Origin of the sequence: Citreicoccus inhibens (genome assembly GCF_019039035.1) — a bacterium.
Taxonomy (GTDB): domain Bacteria; phylum Myxococcota; class Myxococcia; order Myxococcales; family Myxococcaceae; genus Citreicoccus; species Citreicoccus inhibens.
The window spans coordinates 72248-97467 of sequence record NZ_JAHNZT010000006.1; the positions used below are offsets into that span (position 1 = coordinate 72248).

Sequence of the window (25220 nt, forward strand, 5' to 3'; positions counted from 1 at the left end):
GACTCTACCCCGTGGTCTTCATTCCCGAAAACTAACGAGCGCCCGTACCGCCGGCCGGCCGCTGGCCACCAGGGCCCTGCCCGGAACCGCTGCTCGTGGACAGGATGTTGCGCAGCTCGTCTGGATCACTCGACCGGCCAAAGGCCTCGTCCTGGGAGATGAGGCGCCGACTCAGCAGCGCCGCCAGGGCCTGGTTGAAGGTCTGCATGCCGTACTTGGCCTGACCGACCTGCATGGACGAGTAGATCTGGTGGACCTTGTCCTCACGGATGAGGTTCCGGATGGCGGGGTTGGGCACCATCACCTCCAGCGCCAGCACGCGACCCGGGCTGCCCGCGCGTGACAACAGGGACTGGCTCATCACGCCCTCCAGCACGAAGGAGAGCTGGGCGCGAACCTGCGGCTGCTGGTACGGCGGGAACACGTCCAGCACGCGGTTGATGGTCTGCACCGCGCTGTTGGTGTGGAGCGTCGCGTAGCAGATGTGGCCCGTCTCCGCGATGGTGAGCGCCGCCTCGATGGTCTCCAGGTCGCGCAACTCACCGACCAGCACCACGTCCGGGTCCTGGCGGAGGATGTACTTGAGGGCCGTCTTGAAGTTCCGCGTGTCCGCACCCACCTCGCGCTGGTTGACGAGGCAGTTCTTGTGCGGGTGCAGGTACTCGATGGGGTCCTCGATGGTCATGATGTGCTCATGACGCTCGGTGTTGATCTTGTCGATCATCGAGGCCAGCGTGGTGGACTTGCCCGACCCCGTGGGTCCCGTCACCAGGATGAGGCCGCGCGGCTTCTTCACCAGCTCGGCCACCACCGGCGGCAGGCCCAGCTCCTGGAACGTGAGGATCTTGAACGGAATGGTCCGGAACGCGCCGGCCACCGCGCCGCGCTGCATGAAGATGTTCGCGCGGAAGCGGGAGAGCCCCTTCACACCGAACGACAAGTCCAGCTCGTTCTCCTCCTCGAACTTGTGCTTCTGCGCGTCGGTGAGGATGGAGTAGCAGAGCTGCTTGGTCTCCACCGGCGTGAGCGGTGCCGTCTTGAGCGGCACCAGCTCGCCGTCCACGCGCAGCTGCGGCGGAGAGCCGGTGGTGATGTGGAGGTCGGAGGCGCCCTTCTCGACCATCGCCTTCAGGAGCTGGTGCAGGTTGGCCACGGATGCGTGTCCTGTCTCGGGGGTAGGGAGGAGAAGCGGTGACTAGAAGCGGTCCGGCGCGGTGTTGCCCACCACTTCTTCGAGCGTGGTGAGGCCATCCATCATCTTGCGCAAACCGCTCATGCGCAGGCTGCTCATGCCCAACCGGATGGCCTCCTGCTTCAGCTCGGCGGCGGACGCGCCGTTGATGACCAGCTCCTTGAGGCCATCCCAGAAAGGCATGACCTCGTAGATGGCCACGCGGCCGCGGTAGCCACGGTCGTTGCAGTCGCGGCAGCCAACCTTCTCGTACATGGTGAAGGAGCCCAGCTTGTCCGGCGGGACACCTGCGTCGATGAGCGCCTGCTCATCCACCTTGTCCGCGGGCTTCTTGCAGGCCGGGCACAGGCGGCGCGCCAGACGCTGGGCCAGGATGAGGTTGAGCGAGGCCGTCACGAGGAACGGCTCGATGCCCATGTTGAGCAGACGGCTGACCGTGCCCGGGGCGTCGTTGGTGTGCAGCGTGGAGAGCACCAGGTGGCCGGTGAGCGCCGCCTTCACGCCGATCTCCGCCGTCTCGAAGTCGCGGATCTCACCGATCATGATGATGTCGGGGTCCTGGCGAAGGAACGAGCGCAGCGCGGCCGCGAAGTTCAGGCCGATGTCGTCATGCATCTGCACCTGGTTGATGCCGCCGAAGTTGAACTCGACGGGGTCTTCCGCGGTGGAGATGTTGGTGCCCACGTCGTTGAGCGACGACAGCGCGGAGTACAGCGTCGTCGTCTTGCCGGAGCCCGTGGGGCCCGTCACCAGCACCATGCCGTAGGGCCGGTCGATGGCCTCCTTGAAGTCCGCCAGCGGCTTCGGATCAAACCCCAGCTTGGTCATATCGAGCTGGAGGTTGCTCTTGTCGAGCAGACGCATGACGACCTTCTCGCCGAAGAGCGTGGGGCACACGCTCACGCGGAAGTCCATCTCCTTGCCGCCGCCCATCTTGATCTTGATGCGGCCGTCTTGAGGCAGGCGGCGCTCGGAGATGTCGAGCGAGGCCATGATCTTCAAGCGGCTGGTGATGGCGTTGCGCAGCTTCATCGGCGGGCGCATCACCTCGTACATCACGCCGTCGATGCGGAAGCGGACCCGGAAGTCCTTCTCGTACGGCTCGATGTGGATATCGGACGCGCGCTTCTTGATGGCGTCCATGAGGATGAGGTTCACGAGCTTGACGACCGGCGCGTCATCCGCGGCCTTGGCCATCTCCTCGAGGTTCTCGTGCTCTTCCTTGGCGAGCTCGATGTCGTCGCCCACGTCCCCGACGATGTCCTCGAGCGAGGGGCCCTTCTCCGCGTAGTAGCGCTCGATGGACTCACGGATGGAGACCTCCGAGGCCACCACCGTCTCAATGTTGTAGCCGGTGAGGAACTTCAGGTCGTCCACCGCGAAGATGTTCGACGGGTCGCACATGGCGACGATGAGCGACGGCCCGGCGCGGTTCACCGGGATGACCAGATGCTTCTCGGCCACCTCCTTGGGAACCAGCTTGATGATGTCCGGGTCGATGTCGAAGTCCTTCAGGTTGATGGCCGGCACGCCGTACTGCTTCGACAGGAAGTCCGTGAGCTTCGACTCCTCGATGGCGCCCGTCTTGATGAGCGCGGTGCCGATGCGCGTGCCGCTCTTCTGCTGCTCCTCCTGGGCCTTGCGCAGCTGCTGGACGGAGATGAGGTTCTCACGCACCAGCAGTTCACCGAGTCGACCGGACATTCTTGAAGCCTCTTGAGCGGATGGAGAAAACGGACCAGCTCCCCACCGCGCTCGGAGCGCGACGGGGATGTGCTTCAGTGGGTCTTCACCTTGGCACGATTCCCTCGGGATTAGAGGAAACGGACCCGAGGACTGTCAAGGCGCCCCCGTGGCCCTGAGGTCACGCCAACCCATTGAAGGGACACGGGAAATCGTCAACCGTCGGCGCGGGCAATCACCGCGCGTGCGGCCTCGACATCGCGCTTGATCTGCCCCACCAGCTCGGCGGCGGAGCCGAAGCGCTGCTCGGGGCGCAGCCGCTCCAGGAACTGCACCCGCAGCTCCTGGCCGTACAGGTCCCCACTGAAGTCCAGCAGGTGCGCCTCGATCGTGACTTCCGAGCCACCGAAGGTGGGCTTCACACCGATGTTCGCCGCGCCCGGGCGCCAGGGGCCGTTGGGTTCCGCCTTCAGGCGCACACGGATGGCGTACACCCCCGGCGCGGGGCGCAGCTCGTTCTGCGTGTCCACGTTGGCGGTGGGGAAGCCGATGGTGCGCCCCCGCCCGGCGCCAGAGACGACCGTGCCATCCAGGTCGAACGGGCGGCCGAGCAGCCGACGCGCGGCGCTCACCCGACCCTCCAGGATGTACTCGCGCACCTTGGACGAGGAGGCCACCACGCCGTCCACGTTCACCACCGGGACCACGTGGACCTGGGCACCTCGGCGCGCGGCCGCCTCGCGCAGCGTCGCCACCGTGCCGCCTCGCGCGGCGCCGTACGTGAAGTCACCGCCGACCACCAGGTGCGCGACCTTCAGCTCGTCCAGCAGCGCGCGCTCGAAGTCGGCGGGAGACACCCGCGCATACTCGCGCGAGAACGGCTGGACCACGGCCGCGGACAGGCCGCACGCCTCGAACAGCTCCAGCTTGCGCGGCAACAGGGTGATGAGCTTGGGCGCCAGCTCGGGCTGCAACACCTTGCCCGGATGCGGCAGGAAGGTGAGCGCCGCGGCGGGACCGTGCTGGCGCGCCTCCGCGAAGAGCGCCTGGTGACCCAGGTGGACGCCATCGAAGTTGCCCAGCGCGAGCGCCTGCCCAGCGAGCTGGTGCCCGGCCTCCGGCACCGAGTGGAAGACCTTCATGGCTCCCCGGTATACCACCGCCAGCGCTTTTGCCCTGGTCAACCGCCGCGCCTCCATGTTTAGAGGCGCCCCCTCGCGCCCGCCATGCCCCGCCCTCCTCTGCTCCCCGACCCGGTCGGACTCAAGTTCGTCACCCTGGACACCCCCCCGGACTGGGATGCCGAGTTCGGCTTCACCGGCCCCCTGGAGCTGGAGATTGGCTCGGGCGCGGGAGGGCACGCGCTGGAGTACTGCCGCCGCAACCCCACCGTGCGCTTCGTCGCCTTCGAGTGGCGCAAGAAGTACGCGCGCGACACCCAGGCCCGCGGCGAGAAGCTCGGCCTGAAGAACCTGCGCGTCATCGAGTCCGACGCCCGCTTCGTCGTCCCGCGCATCTTCGCGTCGGGCTCCCTGGCCTGCATCCACCTCCAGTTCCCTGACCCCTGGTGGAAGCGCTCCCACGCCAAGCGCGCCGTCATTCAGCCGGAGTTCACCCAACTCCTCTTGGACAAGCTCGCTCCGGGCGGCCGCTTCGACATGCGCACCGACGTCCAGGACCGCGGCGTGACCATGCTCTCCATCCTGGAAGCCTCGGGATTCAAGAATCCACTAGGTTCCGGTGTTTTCCATCCTTATGACCCGGAGGAGGTGCCCTCGACGCGAGAGCGGCGCTATCTGGCGAGCGGGGAGCCGGTCTACAGGGCACGGCTGGTGAAGCCAGGCTGACCCTTGGGGCGGGCGCCCCCTCGGGACCTCTTGGCTTCCATGACACGCCGGGTGAGAATCGCCGGGGCTCCCGCTCGGCGGGAGGACGGCACCGGGGGCGACTCAGCATGGGAGACGGCGACAGGAAGAAGACTCAGGAGGTCCCCCGTCGATCACCGCCCGGCAACGAGTTCATGGGTCGCACCGTGTTGCTGGTGGACGATGACCCGGCCCAGCTCGCCCACGTCCGCGACGGCTTGTCTCCGTATGGTTACACCTTTCGCGAGGCGAACAACGGCGCCCAGGCGCTGTCCGCCATCCGCGAGAACCGGCCCGACCTCATCCTGATGGACGTGGAGATGCCGGGGCTGGGCGGCGTGGAGGTGTGCCGCATCGTCAAGGCGAATGGAGGCGAGGGCGGCTTCGGCTTCATCCCCGTCATCCTGATGACGGCGCGGCAGGCGGCCGGCAAGGTGGAGGGGTTGGAGCTGGGCGCGGACGACTACCTGGTGAAGCCCTTCGACATGCTGGAGTTGGGCGCGCGGGTGAAGTCCATGCTGCGCCTGAAGGTGCTGCAGGACGCGCTGGTGGAGAAGAACCGCGAGCTGGACAAGGCCAACAAGGAGCTGGCGCGCAAGCGCGAGGAGCTGCTCGCGCTCAGCCGCACCGACGCGCTCACGGGCCTGTTCAACCGGCGATACTTCGAGGAGCGGATGAACGAGGAGTTCCTCCGCGCGCGGCGCTACCAGTCCCACCTGTCGCTGGTGATGCTGGACATCGACCACTTCAAGCGCATCAACGACACCTTCGGGCATCCCTTCGGGGACGAGGTGCTCAAGGCCGTGGCGCAGACGGCGCGCGCCCGACTGCGCGAGGTGGATCTGCTGGCGCGCTATGGCGGAGAGGAGTTCATCGCCCTGCTCCCCGAGGCCGCGCCCACCGACGCCCTGCGCGCCTGTGAGCGCGTGCGCGAAGCCATCGAGAACCTGGAGGTCGTGCATCCCAGGGCGGACGGGACGCGACAGAGCGTCCGCCTGACCGCGTCCCTGGGGCTGGCGACGGTGCCCGCCACGGACCTGCCGAGCGCGGAGACGCTGCTGCGCGCCGCCGACGCGAGCCTCTACGAAGCCAAGGGCGCGGGCCGCAATCGCGTCCACCAGCACCCGGGCGGCCTCACCTGAGGCTTTCCCCCGGCGACGCTTTGACCTAATACCGGGATTCATGCGCGCGACCTCCACAACGACCTGTCTGTTGCTGGTCCTGCTCGCCGTGGGCGGCTGCAGCGTGAATCAGCCCGACACGCCCATGAAGGCCTACCGGACCTTCCACGGGCATGCGCAGCGCGGCTTGACCCAGCGCGATGAGCAAGACTTGCAGAAGGCATACGCCGCGCTGTCACAAGGGACTCAGCAGACGCTGGCGAAGCGCGCGCAGCAGGTGAGCGAGGCCTCGGGTGGGAAGGTGAAGCCCGAGCCGCTCGCGCTCTTCTTCGCGAATGTCCCCCCGCCTCCCGATGTTACGGAGGTCTCGCTGGTGCGCCAGGAGGGCGACGAAGCCACCGTGCTCGTTCGCTCATCGGGTGGCACAAGCGAGGTTCGGATGGTGAGGGAGCCGTCCGGATGGAAAGTCGACCTCTCAGCATCCCTCCAGCCGTGAGTCTGGGCATGCCCGGCGAGCGCGCATCAGGTAACGTACAACCGTGAACGATCGGAAGACACGGCGGGTGGTCCCCGCAGTCGAAGTCATCCGGCGCCCGGGCACGACGCCCGGAGGCGCTTCGACGACTCCACCCGCGACCCCTTCGGCCTCGCCGCGGCCCACGCCGACTCCTCGGCCCGTGGGCGCGGCGCCCAGTCCCTCGCCCGTCCCGCGGCCCACGGGCGTGGCCCCTACGCCTCGGCCGGCGCAGCCCGCGGCTCCGGCCGCTCCAGCGGCGCCCTCGGAGCCCGTGGAGGACACGTCCGCGCAGGCGGCGGCGCGCCCCGCACCGCGGCCTCTGGCTGGCACCGCTCCGCGGCCGATGAGTCCGCGCGCGCCAGGCGCCGCTCCGTCGGGCCCGCCGCGTCCGGGAGGCTTCGGCGGAGGTCGCTTCGCGCCTCGGCCCAGCACGCCCCGGCCGCCGCCCACGCCCGAGCAGATTCTCGCGCTGGCCACGCGCGAGCACGTGCCCGCGCGCATCGCCAAGGGCGAGCTCGAAGGCAAGATGAAGTGCCGCATCTGGCGCAAGCTCCACGCCGAGGAAGCCAAGCGGTTCGATCAGGTCTACGAGCTGATGGGCCAGAACTCGGCGCTGACGCTGGGCGACGCCTTCGGCGTGCTGCAGAGCGGCCTCACCGTGGCCGAGTTCATGGCGCGCAAGGAGCGCACGCAGCGCAAGGCCGCCATCAAGCAGGCGCGCGGCGAGGTGGACAACGCCACCGTGTCGGACTTCCTCTCCACGCTCATCCAGCAGAAGACCGAGCTGTCGGTCGTGCTGGCCGAGCGTTCACTTCTGGACACCCTGGTGACGGAAGAGGCCATCGCGCTGACGCTGGAGCGCACCGGCCGGATGGAGAAGCTCCAGGTGGTGCTCATCGCGCGGCGCGCGGACTGGGAGCGACTGCTGCCGGCCGTGGAGCGCGACGCGAAGCTCACGCAGAAGCCGGCGCAGGTGGCGCGTCAGCCGGACAAGCGGCCCTACTCGGATCCGCGCCCGTTCCTGCCGCACCTGGGCGACAGGGTGAAGCTGGTGCTGCGCAACGGCATCACGGTGCAGGCGCCCATCATGCATGTGGGGCGCTTCGACCTGTTGTTGGGAGAGCCGGGACACGAGCTGTTCGTTCCGTTGCACGCCCTGCTGCGCTTCGAGCCCGTGGCCACGCCCGAGGCCTGAAGCCCGCTGAAGGACGGGCGTCCCGCTCCGGGGCGTCCGTCCGCGCTGTCCCTCCGTTCGCGCCGTCCAAGGTCCCCATGCGCCCCTTCTTCTCTCGCATCATCAAGCCGTGGCTGGCGGTCACCGCGGCGGCCACCCTCGCGGCGCTGGGCGCCTCGCAGCAGGGCTGCACGAAGGAGTCCGGCACGGCGGCGGCGCCGAGTCAGCCGCAGGTCCCGGAGAAGCGCGAGAACGGCGTGCGCGTGGTGGACCTCACGGTGAACGAGCACGGCTTCGAGCCCAGCCCCGTGACGCTCAAGCAGGGCGAGCCCGTGAAGCTGGTGGTGACGCGCAAGACGGACCAGACGTGCGCCACCGAGCTGGTGATGGACGAGTACCACATCGACACCCAGCTCCCGCTCAACACGCCGGTGGAGATCTCCTTCACTCCGAGCAAGTCCGGCAAGCTGGTGTACGGCTGCGCGATGGGGAAGATGGTCTCCGGGACCTTCCTGGTGGACTGAGCAGGTTGGTGAGGACTGGCGCGCCGCACCGGGGCAGGTAGGCTGCCAGCCCTTCATGGGCGGCGCGGCGGAGCTCTTCACCCGACATGTCTTCCTCGACCTCGAAACGACGGGACTCGATCCCCGCGTGGACGAGATCATCGAGGTTGGCTGCATCTTCTTCGAGCAGGGCCGAGAGGTGGAGCGCCTCGGGCGCTTGTACGCGGCCTCTCGTCCTCTGAACCTCACCATTCGCCGGCTCACGGGCCTGAGCGACGCGGACCTCGCGGGGCGCCCTCGCTTCGGGACGGACGCGGCGGAGCTGCGCGAGCGGCTCGCCGGGTGGACGGTGGTGGCGCACAACGCCCCCTTCGAGAAGGGGTTCCTCCCGGACGTGCTGGGGCCCATCCAGGCGCCGGTGCTCGACTCGTGCGAGCTCATGCACTACCTGCATCCGGAGCTCCCCAGCCACTCGCTGGAGTCGCTCTTGCGCTGGGCGAAGCTGGGCGTGCGCCAGCCGCATCGCGCGCTGCATGACTGCGAGGCGGTGCACGCGGTGCTCGTGCAGGTGATGGACGCGTGCATCGCGGGCGGGCGAGGCGATGACATCGCGGACCTGCTCTCCACGTTGGATCGGCGCGTGGCCACGCGACGCACCGGGGACGCGGCGACGTTCGACGAGGAGGAGCGCCCGCTGCTGGAGCTGCTCACGGGGCTGCGCGAGATGTGTCGCCAGCGGCCCGCGCCCCTCGCGCTGGAGACCCAGGGCTTCCTGCGCGCAAAGCCCGAGCGGCTGCGAGTCGGGGGGCCCACGGCTCGCCCGGAGCCCGAGCCGGATACGCCCGTGCTGCCCGTCCACATCGACGAGGTCACCGCCGTGCTCGGCCCCGAGGGCGCGATGGAGAAGCGCGGCGATGGCTTCCTCAGCCGCCCCGCGCAGCTCGACGTGGCGCACGCGGTGGCGCGCGCGCTGTCGGAGGGTGGGCGCCTGGCGGTGGAGGCCGGCACGGGCACGGGCAAGTCGCTCGCGTACCTCACGCCCGCCGCGCTGTTCGCCGCGCGCAATGGCCGCAAGGTGGGCGTCGCGCCGCACACGAAGACCCTTCAGGACCAGCTCCTCGACAAGGACCTGCCGCGCCTGCATCGCGCCACGGGCGGCGCGTTCGGCTACGCGCTGCTGAAGGGCCAGTCGAACTACCTGTGCCGGCGACGCGCGTTGGAAGCCACGCGGGTGGAGCCGGGCATGAGCCACGCGGCCCGCGCGCCTCGGGCGTACCTGCGCGCGTACCTGCGCCGCAGTGGCGATGGGGACCTCGACAAGCTGAGCCACTGGTTCCGCGAGCGCTTCCCGGTGCTGCTCGGGCTGGTGCCGGCGGTGCGCTCCGAGGCGGCGACGACGCTGGGCGAGAAGTGCCCGCATCACCACCGCTGCTTCTACCACTCGGCCGTGGCGCAGGCGCGCGAGGCGGATGTCCTCGTCATCAACCAGTCACTCGCGTTCGCCTGGCCCGCGCGCTACCCGAAGCTGGAGCACCTGGTCCTCGACGAGGCGCACGAAGTGGAGGACGTCGCCACCACGGCGCTCGCGGTGGAGCTGTCCGACTCCGCCTTCTTCCGACTCACCGAGCGACTCCACGGTCGCGACGGACGGCACGGCCTGTTCGCCGAGCTGCGCCGAGCCTTGAGCACCACACGGCGCGCGGACTCGCGCACGGTGATGGGCGAGGTCGAGAGCGCGCTCCAGGGCCTGCTCGTCGAAGCGCGCGACCTGGGCGAGCGCATCACCGCCCTGTGCGAGCCTACCTCCGCGACGCCAGGCGAGGACGCCGAGGAAGGCGCCTACGCCCCCGAGTTGCGCGTCACCGCCACCGTGCGCGCCCTGCCCGCTTGGGCTCCCGTTCAGGACGGACTCCTGGCGGTCCGAGGCGCGTTGCAGCGCCTGCACCTGTTGCTGTCCGTGCGCACCCTGGAAGCCCTGCCGGAGCTCGCGGCGCGCATGCCGTCCCTGGAGCGCGAGCTGTCCGGCGCCAACACGGAGCTGCAAGAGCTGACCGTGCTCGCCGGCGAACTGTCGGGAGAGCCGATGGATGGGCGGTGCTACGCCGCCACGGCGGAGCCTCGCCGCCAGCGATGGAGCGTCGGCGCGCAGCCCGTGGACGTCTCCAGCTACGTGTCGCGCGACTTCGCGGCGAGCAAGCGCACGCTCGTCATGGCCTCCGCCACGCTGGGCACCGGCGATGGCTTCCCTTTCGTGCTGCGGCGGCTCGGGTTGGATGGACGCAACGAGGCTCCGGCGCCGCGGCTCTTGCGCGCAAGCACACCGTTCCAACTGCGGGAGCAGGCGCTCGTCGTGCTCGTCACGGATGCGCCGCGCGCGCATGAAGAGCCCTTCATCGATTGGGCCGCGGGCCGCGTCTCTGGACTGGCGCAGGTGATGGGAGGCCGGCTGCTGGGCCTCTTCGCCTCTACGCGGAGATTGGAGCGTGTGGCCCGCGAGGTCCAATCGCGACTGGAGCCCCACGGCATCGAGGTCATGCGCCAGTCACGCGGCCACAGTCGCTCGCTCGCGGCGCGGCAGGAGCGCGACACGGGCACGGTGTTGCTGGGCACCAAGAGCTTCTGGCAGGGCGTGGACATCCCCGGGCGCGGCGTGGGCTGTGTCTTCATCGACAAGCTCCCGCTGGAGCCCGCCACCCGTCCGCTGGTCGCCGCGCGCGAGGAGCCCATCGCCAAGGGCAACGAGTATCTGGGCTTCCTCCACTACCGTCTGCCCCGCGCGCTGCTGTTGCTGCGACAAGGTGTGGGCCGGTTGATCCGCTCGGCCTCGGACCGCGGCATCGTCATCGTCGCGGACCCGGGCCACGCGAGCTACCGCCCGCACCTGATGCAAGCCCTGGCGGGCTACCGCGTGGAGGCGCTGCCCTGGGCTCAGGCCCGACTGCTGCTGCACACGGAGCTGAAGGAGATGGGGCTCACCGCCGACAACACCCGCGTGTGAGCCTCACGGCCAGAGCCCCGCGCGAACGGCCTGGAACAGCAGGTCCGCGAACACTTCCTGGCCTTGGTCCTCGTCCACGAAGGGCAGCGTCAGGCGAGGCATGCGCAGCAGCCGGTCATCGACCACGGCATGTGGAGCGCGCCACCGGAGGGCCTCCATCAACGCCTGGAGGCCCGCGACGTGCGTCGGCGCGCGGCGCGCAGCGCCCATCCCCCCCAGCTCGGTGCCCTCATCGAAGGACGCGCGGAAGCCCTCGCCGAAGACCCACAGGAAGTGCTCGGTGGACGCGTGCTTCGCGGCGGCCGGTGCCGTCCTCCAGCGAGGGGACTGCGGGAAGATGGGAATCAGCTCGGGCGCGGGCGCCACGCGGGCTCGCTGGCCCCGCACCAGCAATCGGACATCCGCGAGGGAGACCTCCAATGGCACGGCCATCTCGGTCGTGAGGTGCAGCCGCTCGACATCGAGCGCGAACGTGCGAACCCGAGGCAGGTGGAGCGTGGAGCGAGACGCCAACTCGCACACCACCGGGGTGAAGCTCGCCGCGCGCAGCGCCTCGACCAGCGTGGCAGCGGCCTCTTCATTCACCCTCGCCAGCAGGACCGGTGGCGGTTGGGAGAGTCGCAATCGGATGTCCACCGCGGACAGCTTCAGCACCTCCGACAGCGCTCGCACCACCTCCTCCGTCACGCCAGGAGGACGCGGCAACGCGACGAGCGTGTTCGCCGGGCGAAGGGGTCGCTCGGGCTCGTGCGAGGGGACGTGCATCCCCTGCTCACGAGACCGGGACGCGGTGGCTTCGCGCGACCGCCGCAGCTCGGCCTCGCGGGCTTCCGCCTGCTCCGCGCGCGCACGCTGGAGGCGTCCCTCGCGCCGCGCCTCCTCCAGCGCGTCTTGAAGGGCGTCACGCTCCCTGGCGTGATGTGCCCTCAGCTTGTCCAGGTGCTCGCGCGTGCGACGCAGCTCCGCCTGAGCCACCTCCAGGGCGTCGCGCAGCTCGCGAGCGTCCTCCGAGGCATCGCCCGGTCGCTTCACCGCGCCAGCCGCTCCCGGTAGCGCGCCTCCAGCGCGCTCAGCGCCTCCACCCACTCACCGGACGCACCCGACTTGCGCGCCTGCGCCAACGCATGCGCGAGCACCCGCGCGTCCTCCTCCTGCAGGGTGCGCAGGCGCTGCACCATGCCGAGCGTGGCGTCGAACACGTCGCGCAGCTCGTCCCCATCGCGCAGGCCGTAGGGAGGTGGGCGCAGGCGACCCTCGGCCACGTCGCCCACCATGCGCTTGATGCGGAACAAGGGGCCGGCCACCCGGTGCGTCACGACGATGGTGCCCAGGGCCACCACCGCGATGAAGCCCACCAGACAGCCCCCCAGCACCCACCAGGTCATCTGCTGGTGGTGCTCCAGCTCGGCGCGCTGCGCGACGATGGCGGACCGCTCGGCCTCGTAGCTGGCGTCGATGAGCCGCGCCTGCTCGCGGAACTTCGCCTCGAAGGAGGGGTCCGCCATGTGCGTCAGCAGCTCGTTGGACAGCGTCGCGCCGGACAACTCTCGGCTCACCTCCGCCGCGCGCGAACGCGCCTCGACCGCCGTGGAGGTCTCTCGCATCAGCGAGTTGGCCGCGCGCACCAGGAACACGCCCAACAGCGCCGCCAGCACCAGGGACACCCCGACGATGTACGCGGTGAGCTTGAGCTGGAAGCTCGCGTCGAGGAGGAAGTTGCGCCAGCGCCGCCGGGGGGCTGCGCCGGGCGCGGTGCTCGTCGTCGTCATGTCTCGCTGCTCCACTCGAAGGTGTCCGCTGCTTCCTCGATGGCTTTCGGGATGAGCGCCTTGAGGAGATCCGCGGCCGGCGCGCCCGCGGCATGGACCTCCACTTGCCCCATCAACGTGAGCTCGGGATAGCTCATGCAGACGATGCCGATCCTCAGCCCACCGTTCTCCGCGGCTTGGATCTCAGCGGTGATGCGGTAGCCGTGCACGCCCCACTTCTTCAGCACGCCCTTGGCCGCCGCCTTGGGCTCGCGCGCCGGCGCCAGCCACGCCCCCTTGCGCATCAGCCGGGAGCGCAGACGCGTCTCCGTGGCCTTCACCAGGTCCGGCGACAGCGTGCCCGTCCGGTCCTTCACCGCGTCCACCGCCAGGTACAAGCGAGGCGCACGCGCCTGGTAGCCCTTCAAGGCCTGGATGGCGTCCGCCACCACCGCCTGGACCCCTGCGTCCGCTTCGCCCTTGTGCTCCTGGAGACACGTCAGGCCCGCAGGCTCCAGCAGGGACCCGAGCCCCTTGGCCACCGCCGAGCGCACCAACTCGCTGGGGTCACGGAGTCCCGAGCAGAGCACGGGCACCGCCTCGGGGTCCTCGGTGGCGCCCAGCACGAGGGCCGCCTGGGAACGGGTACGCGGGTCCTTCCCCTGCCCGAGCTGGCGCCCGAGAAAGGCGATGCGCGTGTCCATCTGCGCGGAGGCGGCCCACGGCGCGAGCAGGAGACAGAGGAGAAAGGCGGTGGACGGCCACATGGTGGGGGACTCGGAGTGTAGCCCCGCGCACGCTTCCCCGAACAGCGGGGGGCCGATTGGACGCCCCCCGGGTCCGGCACCCGAGCGTCACCCACCCGACGCTGCACACCCGTGCACCCGCGAGAGGACCCGCCCCCTCGGGCAGAGCCCCCTGTCCCCCCTCCCCGCCCGAGACCAGGAACTGCTGCGCCGCGCCATCTTGTGGCATATACCCACACCATGCCTTCCGCCCTCACCGCCTCCCAGATTCGCGAGGCGTTCCTCGCGTTCTTTGAAGAGCGGAGCCACCGCCGCGTGGCCTCCTCTTCGCTGGTGCCCGCCAACGATCCGACCCTGCTCTTCACCAACGCCGGCATGGTGCAGTTCAAGGACGTCTTCACCGGCCGCGAGAAGCGCGACTACAGCCGCGCCACCACGTCGCAGAAGTGCGTGCGCGCAGGCGGCAAGCACAACGACCTCGACAACGTGGGCTACACCGCGCGGCACCACACGTTCTTCGAGATGCTCGGCAACTTCTCCTTCGGCGACTACTTCAAGTCCGACGCCATCGCGTACGGCTGGGAGTTCGTGACGAAGACGTTGGGCCTCTCGACCGAGCGGCTCGCCGTCACCGTGTTCAACGGCGAGGGCGGCATCCCGTGGGACGAGGAAGCCTACGAGCTGTGGGCCAAGCAGGGCGTCGCGCGCGACCGCATCTACAAGCTCGGGCTCAAGGACAACTTCTGGGCCATGGGCGACACCGGCCCGTGCGGTCCTTGCTCCGAGATCCACTACCACCAGGGCGATGACATCCCCTGTGTGGAGGAGGCCCAGGGCAACAAGTGCCAGGGCGTCGCGTGTGACTGCGACCGGTGGCTGGAGATCTGGAACCTCGTGTTCATGCAGTTCGAGCGCAAGGAGAAGGACGCCCCGCTCATCCCGCTGCCCAAGCCGTCCATCGACACGGGCGCCGGTCTGGAGCGCATCGCCTCGGTCGTGCAGGGCAAGCGCTCCAACTACGACACGGACCTCTTCCAGAGCATCATCTCCACCGTCAGCGCGCTGACAGGGACGGCGTACACCCAAGAGGGCGGCGCCTCCATGCGCGTGGTGGCGGACCACGCGCGCGCCACGGCATTCCTCGTGGCCGATGGTGTCCAGCCCTCCAACGAGGGCCGCGGCTACGTCCTGCGCCGCATCATGCGCCGCGCGGTGCGCCACGGCACGCTGCTCGGCCTGAAGGAGCTGTTCTTCTTCAAGGTCGTGGATCGCGTCATCGAGCTGATGGGCGAGGCCTATCCCGAGCTGCGCGAGAGCCGCAGCTTCATCCTCGAGGTCGCGAAGCATGAGGAGGAAGGCTTCCGCAAGACGCTCGACCGCGGCCTGAAGCTCATCGACGAGGAGCTGGGTCGGCTCCAGCAGCGCGGCGAGAAGGTGCTCTCCGGCAAGGTCGTCTTCCTGCTGCACGGCACCTACGGCTTCCCGTGGGACCTCACGCAGATCATCGCGCGCGAGCGCGGCCACGACGTGGACCTCGATGGCTTCAAGAAGGAACTCGAGGACGAGGCCAACCGCGCGGGGTTCTCGGGCTCGGGGCAGAAGGCGGTCGGCGAGGTCTACCAGAAGCTGCTGGCGAACCTGGGCCCCACCGAGTTCCTTGGCTACACCGGCGAGGGCCATGAGGGCGAAGGCAGCATCCGCGCCATCGTGCAGGACGGCGTGGAGGTGATGCAGGCGTCGGCCGGAGCGAAGGTCGAGATCATCATCGACCGCACGCCCTTCTACGGCGAGTCCGGCGGGCAGGTGGGCGACACCGGCCGCATCGTGGGACATGGCGGCAAGGCCGTGGCGCGCGTGCTGGACGCGCAGCGCCCGGTGCAAGGACTCATCGTCCACTCCGCCGAGGTGTCCGAGGGCACGCTCAAGGTCGGAGACATGGTGCAGACGTCGGTGGACGTGGAGCGCCGCAAGGCCATCCGCGCGAACCACTCCGCCACGCACCTGCTGCACAAGGCACTCAAGCTCGTCCTGGGTGAGCACGTGAAGCAGGCCGGCTCGGTGGTTGCTCCCGAGTCGCTGCGCTTCGACTTCTCCAACTTCTCGCCGGCGACGCTCGAGCAGCTCGAGCAGGTCGAGGACCTGGTCAACAGCTGGATCCGCGACAACGCCGAGGCGCAGACGCGCATCATGGCCATCGAGGACGCGAAGAAGTCCGGCGCGGTGGCGATGTTCGGTGAGAAGTACGGCGACACGGTGCGCGTCGTCACGGTGCATCCGGAGTCCACCGAGTTGTGCGGCGGCACGCACGTGCGGCGCAGCGGCGACATCGGTCTGTTCAAGGTGGTGAGCGAGAGCGGCGTGGCCTCGGGCGTGCGGCGCATCGTGGCCGTCACCGGCGTGGGCGCGCTCCAGCACGTGCGCGAGCAGGAGCACGAGCTGCGCAAGGCCGCCGAGCTGCTGAAGACCTCGCCCAAGGACATCGCCAAGCGCATCGAGGCGACCCAGAAGCGGGCGAAGGAGCTGGAGCGCAAGGTGGAGGAGGTCTCCGTCAAGGCGCAGACGGCCGGCAGCAAGGACCTGTTGGAGCAGGCGCGCGAAGTGAACGGCATGAAGGTGCTGGCCACGCGCGTGGACCCCGCGGACGACAAGGTCTTCCGCGGCATGGCGGATCAGCTTCGCGATCGCATCCGCTCGGGCGTGGTGGCCATTGGCGGCGAGAAGGACGGCCGCGCCATCATCTTGGTGGCGGCGACCAAGGACGTGGTGGCCCGGGGCATCAGCGCGGGTGACCTGGTTCGCGAGATGGCCAAGGAAGTGGGCGGCAAGGGCGGCGGCAAGGCGGACATGGCGCAGGCCGGTGGTCCGGATCCGTCCAAGCTGCCCGCGGCGCTCGAAAAGCTGTACGAGCTGGTGAAGGGCGCGGGCGCGGCGTGAGCTCCCGGTCCTCGCAATTGCCCGTGGCGTTCCTGGCGGCGGCCCTCCTCGTGGGGGGCTGCACGAAGGATGATGCCTCGCCCAGCGAGGCCCCGGGCGCCGAGGACCGCACGCTCCAGAAGCTGCGCGCGGAGGCGGACCGGGTCCGCAAGGGAGGCGCGCCCTCCGCGCCTCCCGACGCCGTGGCGCCGCCTCGAGGAACGTTGGCGGACCTCGCGGCGGTGAGTGACGAGGGGGGCAAGCACCGCCTCGCCCTCCCCGAGCACACCGACACGGTGCACGTCGATACCGTGGCGATGAAGCTCACGTCCCTGGAGTCCTCCCATTCGCTCAAGGGCAATGGGAAGCTGGGGCTCACCACGGAGGACCTGTTCCTGCGCGTGCAGCTCGTCACGCAGAACGTGGGCGCGGCGGCCGTCACGCTGTCCATGGACGGCGCGCGACTCGAGGATGCGCAGGCCCAGGTGTACCGGCTCGCGCGGGATGCGCAGGCCGTGGCGGGCACGCGGCCGATGACGCGCAGCTATCCTCCGGAAGAGCGCTCGGACCTCGTCTTGCTGTTCGAAGTACCGCCGGCAACCCTGCAACAAGATGGCAGCTTGACCCTGGTGGTCCAGGGCTCTGGCGGGGACGTGCGGATCCCCTTGCGATGAGCGGGCAGACCCCCAAGCTCCTGCCGCTGCGCATCCGGCTCCCGTACACGACGGAAGAGGAGTTCATCGAGAAGTACGGCTCGAACGTGGCGCGTGCGGGCGTCTTCGTCGCCACGCGTGCGCTGAAGCCCGAGGGGACCGGGCTGGCCTTCGAGTTCGTGCTCGCGGATGGCACTCGCCTGCTGCGCGGCGAGGGCGTGGTGATGAAGACGCAGTCCGAGGCGGGCAGCGGTCGCACCGGGATGAAGGTGCGCTTCGTGAAGCTCGATGCCGCGAGCAAGGCGCTCATCGACCGCGTGGTCGCGAAGCGAGGCGGCGCGGAGGCCTTGCTGAAGGACAGCGCGGCGCTGCCTCCGGGGCTCGTGCGGCGGACCCCTCCGTCGCATCACGCCGGGCCACCTCAAGCACCGGCGCCCCGCCCTGCGCCCCCGCCACCCACTCCAGAGCCCGACGACTTCGATATCGACGTCAATCCGTCGTTCTTGGAGCCGCCTCGCGGGCCGGACCCCGTCGCGCCGGTCTCCCAAGATGAAGTGAAGGCACAGCGGCTGGATGCGTGGCTGCCCTCGGATGCGATGGGACACGCCGCCCACGCAGAGTCCGAGCAGCGCACGACACACACCGAGTTCGCCCGTTCCACCGCATACGGTGAGGACTCGCAGCACGTCCCAACGGCCACGGACGGAAGCGCTCGCTCCGCGCCCATTCACAGCGACGACACACACCACGCGCCTGGGGCTGCGCACGGCGACGCTCTTCACCCGCCCTCCCTCTCTTCCAGCGAGGACACGCGGAGTTCGCGAGCCGCGGATGAAGGACCTCGAAGCCAACACGAACGCTCGCACGTCAGCGCGGAGACTCGGACGAGTCCCCCGCGCACGGAGACGCCGTCCTGGTATCAAGCCCCGGACGAGGACACGTCCAACGAGGTACCGCGCGCATTCACCGCGAAGCTCGGGACCACGCAACTCGGCGCGCCAAGCGTCTCCGCAGGGCCACCGCCGAGTCGACCGACTGACGCTCCGACACGTTCGGACACGAGCCACGGTGACGGGAGGCTGCTGGCGACGCCGCATTCGGTTGAGTCGCTCGAACCCGCCTCGCTGCTTCAGCCGGGCAGCGCGTTCTCGAAAGCAGCAGCGGGCCAGCCGTCGACCTCTCCTGCAACCCGTCCTGCTTGGGAGGATTCGAACCGTCCCTCTCTGGCGGCATCAGACTCGGACGACGCTGACTCCAGCGCCCATTCTGCCTCTGCTCGCATTGACGGCCATGACGAGACAGAAGCCCCGAACAAGTCGGATGTGCTTCCCAGCCTGCGCGATCGCGTTAGCGCCGAGGAGCGTGCGGAAGCGCCCACTCAGGTCACAGAGTTCGACACGGAGTCTGGCTCCAAGACCGCGCATCCGCGCAGCCTGGACGTGTCACCCGAGGCCACGTCCCACCGCGAAGCATTCGCCGCCGATGCGCTCGCGACGGGGCAATCTCCTGAGTCGGTATCCGCAGCGACGGGCAGCGCGGACACGCTCGATGAGCCAAGCGGCGTAGCGACACAGGCAATCGCACGCACAAGGACATCCGACCCCGAAGGCATCAGTGAGTCCTCGCTCGAAGGAGGAACGGAGACCCCTCCATCTGTCGCCCCGCTGATTCGCGAGAGCGCGACTTCATCCGCCGCCTCCGACAGCCATTCGACGCACAACGTTGACCGAAACGCGACGTCGAGCACGGGCGACGCCGAGGGCGATGCCTTCGCGGCGGCGTTCGAGTCCGCATCCCTGCCCAGCGACGTGCCCTCGTCCGCTCGCACGTCACCGGTTCAAGCCGAGCATTCGGCGGTCATCGCTTCGACAAACAGCGCGGAGCCGATGCGTCCTCACGAGGGGGCACCACCGGTCCGTTTCGAGGTGCAAGAGACCGCGAGCCCAGCGATTGACTCGGCCCACATTGGCAACACCGAGCTGACGAATCCGTCACCCGAGGCATCGGGGTCGGAACTCAACTCGGGCGACTTCAGCCGAGCGACGACAGACTCCACCGCCGTGCCGACGGTGGACCTTCTGGGCCATGAGCCCGCGACGTCTCGTTCGGCGCTCGACTCGACGTCGTCAGGGGATGGCGCCTCGCATGACCCGCTCGCTGCGAATGTAGATGCGCCACAGGTCACTGCTGAGGTGCCTCGCGCTCAGCTCGACTCCGCGCCGCTAGGGGAGGTCGCCGCGGCGGACTCGCTCGCGGCGAACGCAGAGACCCCGCAGGGCACTGCCGAGACTCATCCCTCCGAGTTCAGCTCGATACCTTCAGGGAATGTCGCCGCGACTGAGTCGCTCCCGGCAAGCCCAGAGACACCGCAGGGCACTGCGGAGGCGCCTCGCTCGCAGCTCGACTCAGCACCTCAGGAGAATGGTGTCGCGACTGAGTCATTCGCGGCGAACTCGGAGGGACCGCAGGACACTTCAGCGAATCCTCGCTCGCAGCTCGACTCGGCGCATCTAGTGAATGGCGCCGCGACCGAGTCGTTCGGGACACACACAAAGGCCGCGCAGGACGCTGACGAGGCGCATCCCTCGCGGCTCGACTCGACGCCTCGGGAGAATGGTGTCGCGACCGAGTCGCTCGCGGCGAACGTAGAAGCACCGCAGGTCACTGCCGAGAGTCCTCGCCCACAGCTCGATTCGACACGCCGCGAGAATGGTGTCGCGGCTGGAGCGTTCGCAACGAGCGCCGAGGCACCGCAGGGTTCTGTCGAGAGTGTTCGCTCGCCGCTCGACTCAGCGGCGCTGGGGAATGGCTTCGCGACTGGGCCGCTCGCGGCGAACGCGGAGGCGCATCAGCAGGCCACGGCGGAGACGCCTCGGTCGCCACTCGATGCGACCCCTCCAGGAAATGGCTCCACGGGCGATTCGCTCGCAACGAGTGCAGAGGAGCATCGAGTCACGGCGGAGGCACCTCCGTCGAAGACGGATTCGACGACGCCTCGAGATGGCGTTGCGACCGGGCCACTCGAAGTGCACGCGGAGACACGTCGAGGCGGTGCCGAGAGTCCTCCGTCATCGCTCGACTCGATGCACTCCGAGGTGGCCTCGACTCGTGCTTCGGGGGTGACGTCTCCGGAGGTGGCTCACACCCCCGCCGAGGGTGCGTCTTCGCCTCCTCCTGCGGCGCACTCTCACGTGCCTGCAACGGAGCCCCGGGCGGCAAATACCTCCCACACTTCAGACGCGGCCCGGGCACTGCCTCACATTGGCGCGGACTCCCTCCCGGCGACTCCTCGCGCTGAGCCCGCTTTCGACTCCGACTCCGCGCTCCCTCGCAATCGGCGCCGTGCCTTGCTGGAGGTTCCGGTCTCGGGTCCCACCCCCACGCTTCCCGAGGTGGTCCTCGGCATCGACCTCGGCACTTCGCATGCGCGGGTCGCCGTCTTTCATGACGGTTCGGCCACGCTCGTGCCCCTCCCCGGCCTGGATGAGCCCCACCTGCCGGCCATGCTCGCGGTCGACAGCGGTGGTGAGCTGCTCGTGGGCTCCGCCGCGCTCGTCGAGAGTTCACGCGCCCCCCGCCGCGCGACCGGCGCCCTGAAGCGACTGCTGGGCTTGCGCGCCCGCTCACCGCTGTTGCGCTGGCTCGGACCACAGCTTCCTTTCACCGTGGCCACCGATTCACGCGGTGACGCGGGGGTGGAGCTCGGTGGGCGCGTCGTCGCTCCCACGATCTTCGCGGCGATGCTGCTGCGAGAGCTTCGCCATGCGGCTTCGACGTTCGTCGGCCGAAATGTGACCCGCGCGGTCATCTGCGCCCCCGCGCACTTCACCGAGCGCCAGCGCGCGGTCCTTCGCGAAGCGGCCGCCATCGTGGGCCTCGATGTCCCTCGCGTCCTCACCAACGGGGCTGCCGCCGCGCTCGCCTACGGTCACGGCCGAGGGCTCGCTCGCAAGCGCGTGCTGGTGGTGGATCTCGGCGGAGGAGGGCTCGAGGTCTGCGTCGTCCAGGTCACTGGCGATGACCTGGAGATCATCACCACGGGCGCGGACCCCACGCTCGGCGGACTCGACTTCGATGCCCGCATCGCCGAGGCGCTCGTCAGCGACCTCTCCGAGCAAGGTGTCCCCCGTCCCGAGCATCTCCTCGACTGGGGTCCGCTGCGCAGCACCGCCGAGAACACCAAGCTCACCCTCTCCGAGCGCGAGCAAGCCGAGGTCTCACTCCCCGCTGGCACCGTGCCGCCGCTCACGCGAGAGCGCGCGGAGGCACTCACCGCGGACCTCGCGCAGCGCGTGGTGTCCGTGACACGCGAGGTCCTCGAGTCCAACGCGTTGTCCCCCCAGGGACTCGACGCGGTCGTCCTCGTGGGTGGCCAGTCGCGTGCCCCCCTGGTGCGGCGGCGGCTCGAAGAGAGCCTCGGCGTCCCCGTGCGCGAGGAAGCGGATCCGCGTGGCGCGGTGGCCCGAGGTGCCGCCCTGCTGGGCCAGGCGCTCCTGCTCGCCGAGGCGGGCCGTCCCGCGGCCACCATCTCCGAGGTGCTCTCCCTGCCCATCGGCGTGGCCGAGCAAGGCGGCGCGCTTCGCCGAGTCCTGGAGCGCAACACGCGACTCCCGGCCACGAAGACGCTGGTGCTCCCGGTCCTCCCCGGAGCGCTGGACCTCACCCTCTTCCAAGGGACAGCCACCCCCGCCGCGGAGAACGAGTACCTCGGCCGCCTCTCCCTCGTGGTCGAGCGCCCAGGCGACGCGGAGCTGCACTTCCACCTGTCCGCCGATGGCGCGCTCTCGCTGGAAGCCACGCTCCCCCATGGCAAGCGCCAGCCCGTCGCCCTGTCCACGGAGGACCTGGACGACGCGGCACGCGACGCCATCATCGCTCGCTCGCCCCTCGCCACCGCTCCCGAGCCGCGCCCCGCCGGGCTCCTCTCCGGACTGAAGAAGCTCTTCGGCCGGCGCTGAGGCCCGCGACCGGCGCCATCCAAGAGGTACGCCGCTCGACCCGAGGGGGAGCAGGACGCCCACCGCTCGCTGGGCCGCGCGTGCGGCGTGGCGCCCAGGTGCCCATCCTTCCGCCAGCCAACAGACGCCCGGGAGGACGCGCATGGAATGGCACGCAGTGGCGAGACGCTTCCTGGTCGCGGGCACCTGCGCCATGGCCAGCCCCGCGCTCGCGGCGGATGCCACGCAGGTGGCGAAGGCCTTCGACTTCCACGCGCGCCACGTCGAGGTCGGCTTCGACGTGCGCATGGGCATTGGGTCCTTCACGGGTGACCTGGGGAAGCGCACGGATGTGGGCCCCACCTTCGGCATCAACGCATTGGCGCAGCCCTGGTCACTCGTCGGAGTGGAGCTGGGCTACGAGGGCCAGCGACTGCCCATCGACGACTCGCGTGTCCCCGCGGACGCTTCGCTCTGGCGCCACAATGGGACGTTGCTCGGCAAGTTTGGCCCGCTGCTCAAGCGCAACTGGCGGCCCTTCATCGGCGCGGGCTTCGGCGTGAGCTACCTCAACCCCTCGGATGACACGCGGGGCGTCTACTCGACGGACGTGCAGACGGAGTTCCCGCTCGCCGCGGGTGTGGACTACCGAGTCGGCCACATCTTCGCGGGCGTCCGCGCCACCTACCGCTTCATCGGGGGCGAGGGCCTCACCCTCATCCCCGGCACGCAGCAGGAGTCTCGTGGCGGACTCTTCAACGGAAACCTCGCGGTGGGCGGCCACTTCTGACAGCGGCCGCCACCCCCGCGTGGCGCTACAGCACGAAGCGAGACAGCAGCGTCTCCGGCCGAGGGTCCTGCGTCCACGCGTCCAGCACCGCGCGCGCGGGCGAGCGGCCCGACGCGGCCACCTCCGCCAGCGGCGCGAGCAGCGGCGCGTCCGCGGGATCCAACCGCTCCAAGCCGCGCTTCGCGATGGCCACCATCTCCGCGGCCAGCGCGCTCAGTGACTGCGCCCCCAGCTTGCCCTCGAGCCCCTCGCGGCGCGCGGTGTCGTGGAACGCCTGGTGCTGCGCGAAGGTGAGCTTCGGCAAGAGGTTCCCGGCCTCCTCCAACGCGGTGGCGTCGTAGAGGATGCCGCGCCACAGCGCCCCCAGCGCACCCGTCATCGCCGCACTGGCGCAGTCCGCGCCGCGCACCTCCAGCACCTTCTTCAACCGCACCTCGGGGAAGAGCGTGGACAGGTGGTCCGTCCAGTCGCCCAGGTCCGGCGGTTGCCCCTCGAAGCCCTCCTTCATGAGCTGGCGGAAGGTGAGCTTGGGATAGAGGTACTGCCCGTTGCGGCGCAGGAAGAGCAGCGGCGCATCGATGGCCCAGTCGACATAGGCCTTGTACGAGAACGAGCCATCGAACCACGACGGCAGGTAGCCACAGCGCGTGGGGTCCACCTCTTCCCAAACGCGGCTGCGGAACGACATGTAGCCCGAGGGCTTGCCCTCCAGGAGCGGGCTGTTGGCGTAGAGCGCCACGAGCAGCGGGGCCAGCCGCGCCACCGTCACGGTCTTGCGCACACAGTCCGCCTCGTCCGCCCAGTCCAGCGACACCTGTCCGGTGGACGTCATCAGCATCATGTTCAGCGCCAGCCGGCCGCGCTCCGGCAACGTGCGCCGCATGACGAGGTAGCGCGTCTTGGGCATCCACGGCATCTCCGCCGTCGTGCCCGTGGGGCGGTAGCCCAGCGCCACCAGGCGCAGGCCCAGCGACTCGGCAGCGGCCTTGGCCTCGGCGAGGTGGCCCAGGTTCTCCGCGTGCGCCTCGCGGGCCGTGCGGAAGGGACTGCCGGACAATTCCAGCTGCCCGCCCGGCTCCAGCGAGATGGCGGCCATGCCGCGCTGCAACGCGATGACAGGGGACTCCGGCGTCTCGCGGAACGGCTGGTACCCCGCGGGTTCCATCCGACCGAGCAGGGCGCCAATCCCGGAGGCGCCCTCATAGGGCACGGGCTGGGCCGACGCGGCGGGGTAGACAAACTTCTCGTGCTCCAAACCCAGCCGATGCTCGGACCGGGGCTTTTCCGCACTGCGGAAGCCGTCCACGAGCATGTCGACGGAGGTGATGGGCTCGGAGGTCGCGCGCTTGAGGTCGAGGGACATGTGGGCGCCCTATATAACGGGGGGACTGGACCTCGCCCTCATTTGAGCATTCTCGCGCCATGAGCCCCCCCTCCCCCGTCGTTCCCGCCATCGCCCCCCAGGCCCGCCTGTCGGATTTCTTCCAGGGGCTGGGGCTGCTCGGACGCGCGTTCCGGCTCGCGTTCGGCTCCCGGCGTCTCTTCCTCCTGTCCGCCGCCTGCGCCGTCATCACCGCCGTGGCGCTGGTGGGGCTCGCCGTCGTCCTCTACCGCTACGCGCCCGGGCTCCTGGAGTCACTCTGGACCAAGCCCGAGTCCTGGTACGGCCGCATGGGCTGGTACCTCGTGCTGGTGTTGACGGCCCTCGTCGCCTGGGTGGTGGGCGCCAACGTGGTGCCGCCGGTGCTCCTCGCGCCGCTGCAGGACCCGCTGTCCGAGGCCACCGAGGCCGAGTGCGGCAACGAGGCAGTCCCCCCCTTCACCCTGGCCGGCTTCGTCCGCGGCACCGTCACCGGGGTGCTCCATACCCTGGCGCGGGTGGCGTTCCTGATGCTGGGGCTGCTCGTCCTGATGCCCCTTCACCTGGTGCCGGGCGTGGGCAGCATCGCGTTCACGGTGCTCGCCAGCCTGTGGACCATGCTGTGGATGGCTGGCGAACACCTGGCCGCGCCCATGACGCGCCACCTCTACCCCTTTGCCCAGGTGCGCCGCATGCTGCGCGAGCGAGCGGCCCTGTGCCTGGGCTTTGGAGCGGGCGTCTACGTCCTGCTCTGGGTGCCCATCCTCAACACCTTCTTCCTCCCGGTGGCCATCATCGGCGGGACGCTTCTGTACCGCGGCCTGCGCGCGGCCGGCGCGCTGCCTCCGCCCCCCGATGCGGGACCCGCGCGCTCGCTCCCCATGAAATAAAGGGGCGCTCCACGTGTCTGGCCACAGCGGGCGGGAACGCATTGCCCGCCGAAGACGTTCTCGATCCTCGGCAGCGGGCGATGCCTTGAAGCACCGGGAACCCGTGATTAGGCTTGGCCGGCTGCCCCCA

General features: G+C 69.7%; 18 protein-coding genes and 1 pseudogene. 12 read left to right on the plus strand and 7 right to left on the minus strand.

Annotated elements, in window-relative coordinates:
- Positions 1 to 31: 31 nt before the first annotated feature.
- The 3 genes from KRR26_RS10290 to KRR26_RS10300 form a co-directional block, all read right to left on the minus strand.
- A complete protein-coding gene (locus KRR26_RS10290) occupies positions 32 to 1153 on the minus strand; it encodes a type IV pilus twitching motility protein PilT (RefSeq protein WP_120202794.1) in 1122 nt (373 codons plus the stop codon).
- A 42-nt stretch (positions 1154 to 1195) separates the two neighbouring features.
- Positions 1196 to 2896 carry a type IV-A pilus assembly ATPase PilB gene (gene pilB / locus KRR26_RS10295; RefSeq protein WP_120202796.1) on the minus strand — a complete coding sequence of 567 codons (1701 nt, stop codon included), beginning with the start codon at positions 2894 to 2896 and terminating at the stop codon, positions 1196 to 1198.
- A gap of 194 nt (positions 2897 to 3090) precedes the next feature.
- Positions 3091 to 4017, minus strand: a complete 927-nt coding sequence (locus KRR26_RS10300; protein ID WP_217079734.1) for a bifunctional riboflavin kinase/FAD synthetase — start codon at positions 4015 to 4017, stop codon at positions 3091 to 3093.
- An 84-nt stretch (positions 4018 to 4101) separates the two neighbouring features.
- Here KRR26_RS10300 and trmB point away from each other — a divergent pair, with 84 nt between their 5' ends.
- The 6 genes from trmB to KRR26_RS10330 all read left to right on the plus strand — a co-directional run bounded on the left by trmB (position 4102) and on the right by KRR26_RS10330 (position 11053).
- Positions 4102 to 4722: a tRNA (guanine(46)-N(7))-methyltransferase TrmB gene (trmB, locus tag KRR26_RS10305; RefSeq protein WP_120202800.1), complete on the plus strand. Its 621-nt coding sequence runs from the start codon at positions 4102 to 4104 to the stop codon at positions 4720 to 4722.
- Positions 4723 to 4829: 107 nt separating this feature from the next.
- Positions 4830 to 5882 carry a diguanylate cyclase gene (locus KRR26_RS10310; RefSeq protein ID WP_120202802.1) on the plus strand — a complete coding sequence of 351 codons (1053 nt, stop codon included), beginning with the start codon at positions 4830 to 4832 and terminating at the stop codon, positions 5880 to 5882.
- A gap of 40 nt (positions 5883 to 5922) precedes the next feature.
- The gene (locus KRR26_RS10315) at positions 5923 to 6357 is read left to right on the plus strand and encodes a hypothetical protein (protein ID WP_120202804.1); all 435 of its coding nucleotides are present in this window, start codon (positions 5923 to 5925) and stop codon (positions 6355 to 6357) included.
- A 364-nt stretch (positions 6358 to 6721) separates the two neighbouring features.
- On the plus strand, positions 6722 to 7573 hold the full coding sequence (locus tag KRR26_RS10320) for a hypothetical protein (protein WP_236068478.1): 852 nt from the start codon (positions 6722 to 6724) through the stop codon (positions 7571 to 7573).
- Positions 7574 to 7650: 77 nt separating this feature from the next.
- The gene (locus KRR26_RS10325; RefSeq protein ID WP_120202808.1) at positions 7651 to 8076 is read left to right on the plus strand and encodes a cupredoxin domain-containing protein; all 426 of its coding nucleotides are present in this window, start codon (positions 7651 to 7653) and stop codon (positions 8074 to 8076) included.
- Between the two features lie 55 nt (positions 8077 to 8131).
- Entirely contained in the window at positions 8132 to 11053 is a 2922-nt protein-coding gene (locus tag KRR26_RS10330) for a helicase C-terminal domain-containing protein (protein ID WP_217079735.1), read from the plus strand.
- Positions 11054 to 11056: 3 nt separating this feature from the next.
- Here the strand turns inward: KRR26_RS10330 and KRR26_RS10335 are convergent, their stop codons facing one another.
- The 3 genes from KRR26_RS10335 to KRR26_RS10345 are packed head-to-tail and all read right to left on the minus strand — an operon-like array spanning position 11057 to position 13568.
- Positions 11057 to 12085: a hypothetical protein gene (locus KRR26_RS10335; RefSeq protein WP_217079736.1), complete on the minus strand. Its 1029-nt coding sequence runs from the start codon at positions 12083 to 12085 to the stop codon at positions 11057 to 11059.
- Positions 12082 to 12822, minus strand: a complete 741-nt coding sequence (locus KRR26_RS10340) for a sensor histidine kinase (RefSeq protein WP_120202813.1) — start codon at positions 12820 to 12822, stop codon at positions 12082 to 12084. Before KRR26_RS10340 ends, KRR26_RS10335 begins: the two co-directional genes overlap by 4 nt.
- Positions 12819 to 13568, minus strand: a complete 750-nt coding sequence (locus KRR26_RS10345; RefSeq protein WP_120202815.1) for a HEAT repeat domain-containing protein — start codon at positions 13566 to 13568, stop codon at positions 12819 to 12821. The genes KRR26_RS10340 and KRR26_RS10345 overlap by 4 nt, the downstream gene beginning before the upstream one ends.
- A gap of 219 nt (positions 13569 to 13787) precedes the next feature.
- Between KRR26_RS10345 and alaS the strand changes: the two genes are divergently transcribed.
- The 5 genes and pseudogenes from alaS to KRR26_RS10370 all read left to right on the plus strand — a co-directional run bounded on the left by alaS (position 13788) and on the right by KRR26_RS10370 (position 22840).
- On the plus strand, positions 13788 to 16481 hold the full coding sequence (gene alaS, locus KRR26_RS10350; protein WP_120203329.1) for an alanine--tRNA ligase: 2694 nt from the start codon (positions 13788 to 13790) through the stop codon (positions 16479 to 16481).
- Positions 16478 to 17134, plus strand: coding sequence for a hypothetical protein (locus KRR26_RS10355; protein WP_120202817.1), 657 nt, complete (start codon positions 16478 to 16480; stop codon positions 17132 to 17134). The genes alaS and KRR26_RS10355 overlap by 4 nt, the downstream gene beginning before the upstream one ends.
- Positions 17131 to 17379: pseudogene (locus KRR26_RS36720) on the plus strand (hypothetical protein); the annotation flags it as partial. The gene KRR26_RS10355 and the pseudogene KRR26_RS36720, both read left to right, overlap by 4 nt.
- Before the next feature lie 3081 nt (positions 17380 to 20460).
- Positions 20461 to 22071 (plus strand): Hsp70 family protein, encoded by a 1611-nt coding sequence (locus KRR26_RS10365; protein ID WP_236068492.1) that lies wholly within the window; start codon positions 20461 to 20463, stop codon positions 22069 to 22071.
- A gap of 142 nt (positions 22072 to 22213) precedes the next feature.
- The gene (locus tag KRR26_RS10370; RefSeq protein WP_120202819.1) at positions 22214 to 22840 is read left to right on the plus strand and encodes an outer membrane beta-barrel protein; all 627 of its coding nucleotides are present in this window, start codon (positions 22214 to 22216) and stop codon (positions 22838 to 22840) included.
- Positions 22841 to 22865: 25 nt separating this feature from the next.
- On the opposite strand, the gene KRR26_RS10375 is transcribed toward KRR26_RS10370, so the two are convergent.
- A complete protein-coding gene (locus KRR26_RS10375) occupies positions 22866 to 24203 on the minus strand; it encodes a glutamate--cysteine ligase (protein WP_120202822.1) in 1338 nt (445 codons plus the stop codon).
- Between the two features lie 59 nt (positions 24204 to 24262).
- Here KRR26_RS10375 and KRR26_RS10380 point away from each other — a divergent pair, with 59 nt between their 5' ends.
- Entirely contained in the window at positions 24263 to 25090 is an 828-nt protein-coding gene (locus tag KRR26_RS10380; protein ID WP_217079737.1) for an EI24 domain-containing protein, read from the plus strand.
- Positions 25091 to 25220: the final 130 nt, after the last annotated feature.

Coding starts and splice junctions, on each gene's coding strand:
- pilB (WP_120202796.1), bottom strand. CDS start 2,896: ATGTCCGGTCGACTCGGTGAACTGCTGGTGCGTGAGAACCTCATCTCC.
- KRR26_RS10300 (WP_217079734.1), bottom strand. CDS start 4,017: ATGAAGGTCTTCCACTCGGTGCCGGAGGCCGGGCACCAGCTCGCTGGG.
- trmB (WP_120202800.1), top strand. CDS start 4,102: ATGCCCCGCCCTCCTCTGCTCCCCGACCCGGTCGGACTCAAGTTCGTC.
- KRR26_RS10310 (WP_120202802.1), top strand. CDS start 4,830: ATGGGAGACGGCGACAGGAAGAAGACTCAGGAGGTCCCCCGTCGATCA.
- KRR26_RS10315 (WP_120202804.1), top strand. CDS start 5,923: ATGCGCGCGACCTCCACAACGACCTGTCTGTTGCTGGTCCTGCTCGCC.
- KRR26_RS10320 (WP_236068478.1), top strand. CDS start 6,722: ATGAGTCCGCGCGCGCCAGGCGCCGCTCCGTCGGGCCCGCCGCGTCCG.
- KRR26_RS10325 (WP_120202808.1), top strand. CDS start 7,651: ATGCGCCCCTTCTTCTCTCGCATCATCAAGCCGTGGCTGGCGGTCACC.
- KRR26_RS10330 (WP_217079735.1), top strand. CDS start 8,132: ATGGGCGGCGCGGCGGAGCTCTTCACCCGACATGTCTTCCTCGACCTC.
- KRR26_RS10340 (WP_120202813.1), bottom strand. CDS start 12,822: ATGACGACGACGAGCACCGCGCCCGGCGCAGCCCCCCGGCGGCGCTGG.
- KRR26_RS10345 (WP_120202815.1), bottom strand. CDS start 13,568: ATGTGGCCGTCCACCGCCTTTCTCCTCTGTCTCCTGCTCGCGCCGTGG.
- alaS (WP_120203329.1), top strand. CDS start 13,788: ATGCCTTCCGCCCTCACCGCCTCCCAGATTCGCGAGGCGTTCCTCGCG.
- KRR26_RS10370 (WP_120202819.1), top strand. CDS start 22,214: ATGGAATGGCACGCAGTGGCGAGACGCTTCCTGGTCGCGGGCACCTGC.
- KRR26_RS10375 (WP_120202822.1), bottom strand. CDS start 24,203: ATGTCCCTCGACCTCAAGCGCGCGACCTCCGAGCCCATCACCTCCGTC.
- KRR26_RS10380 (WP_217079737.1), top strand. CDS start 24,263: ATGAGCCCCCCCTCCCCCGTCGTTCCCGCCATCGCCCCCCAGGCCCGC.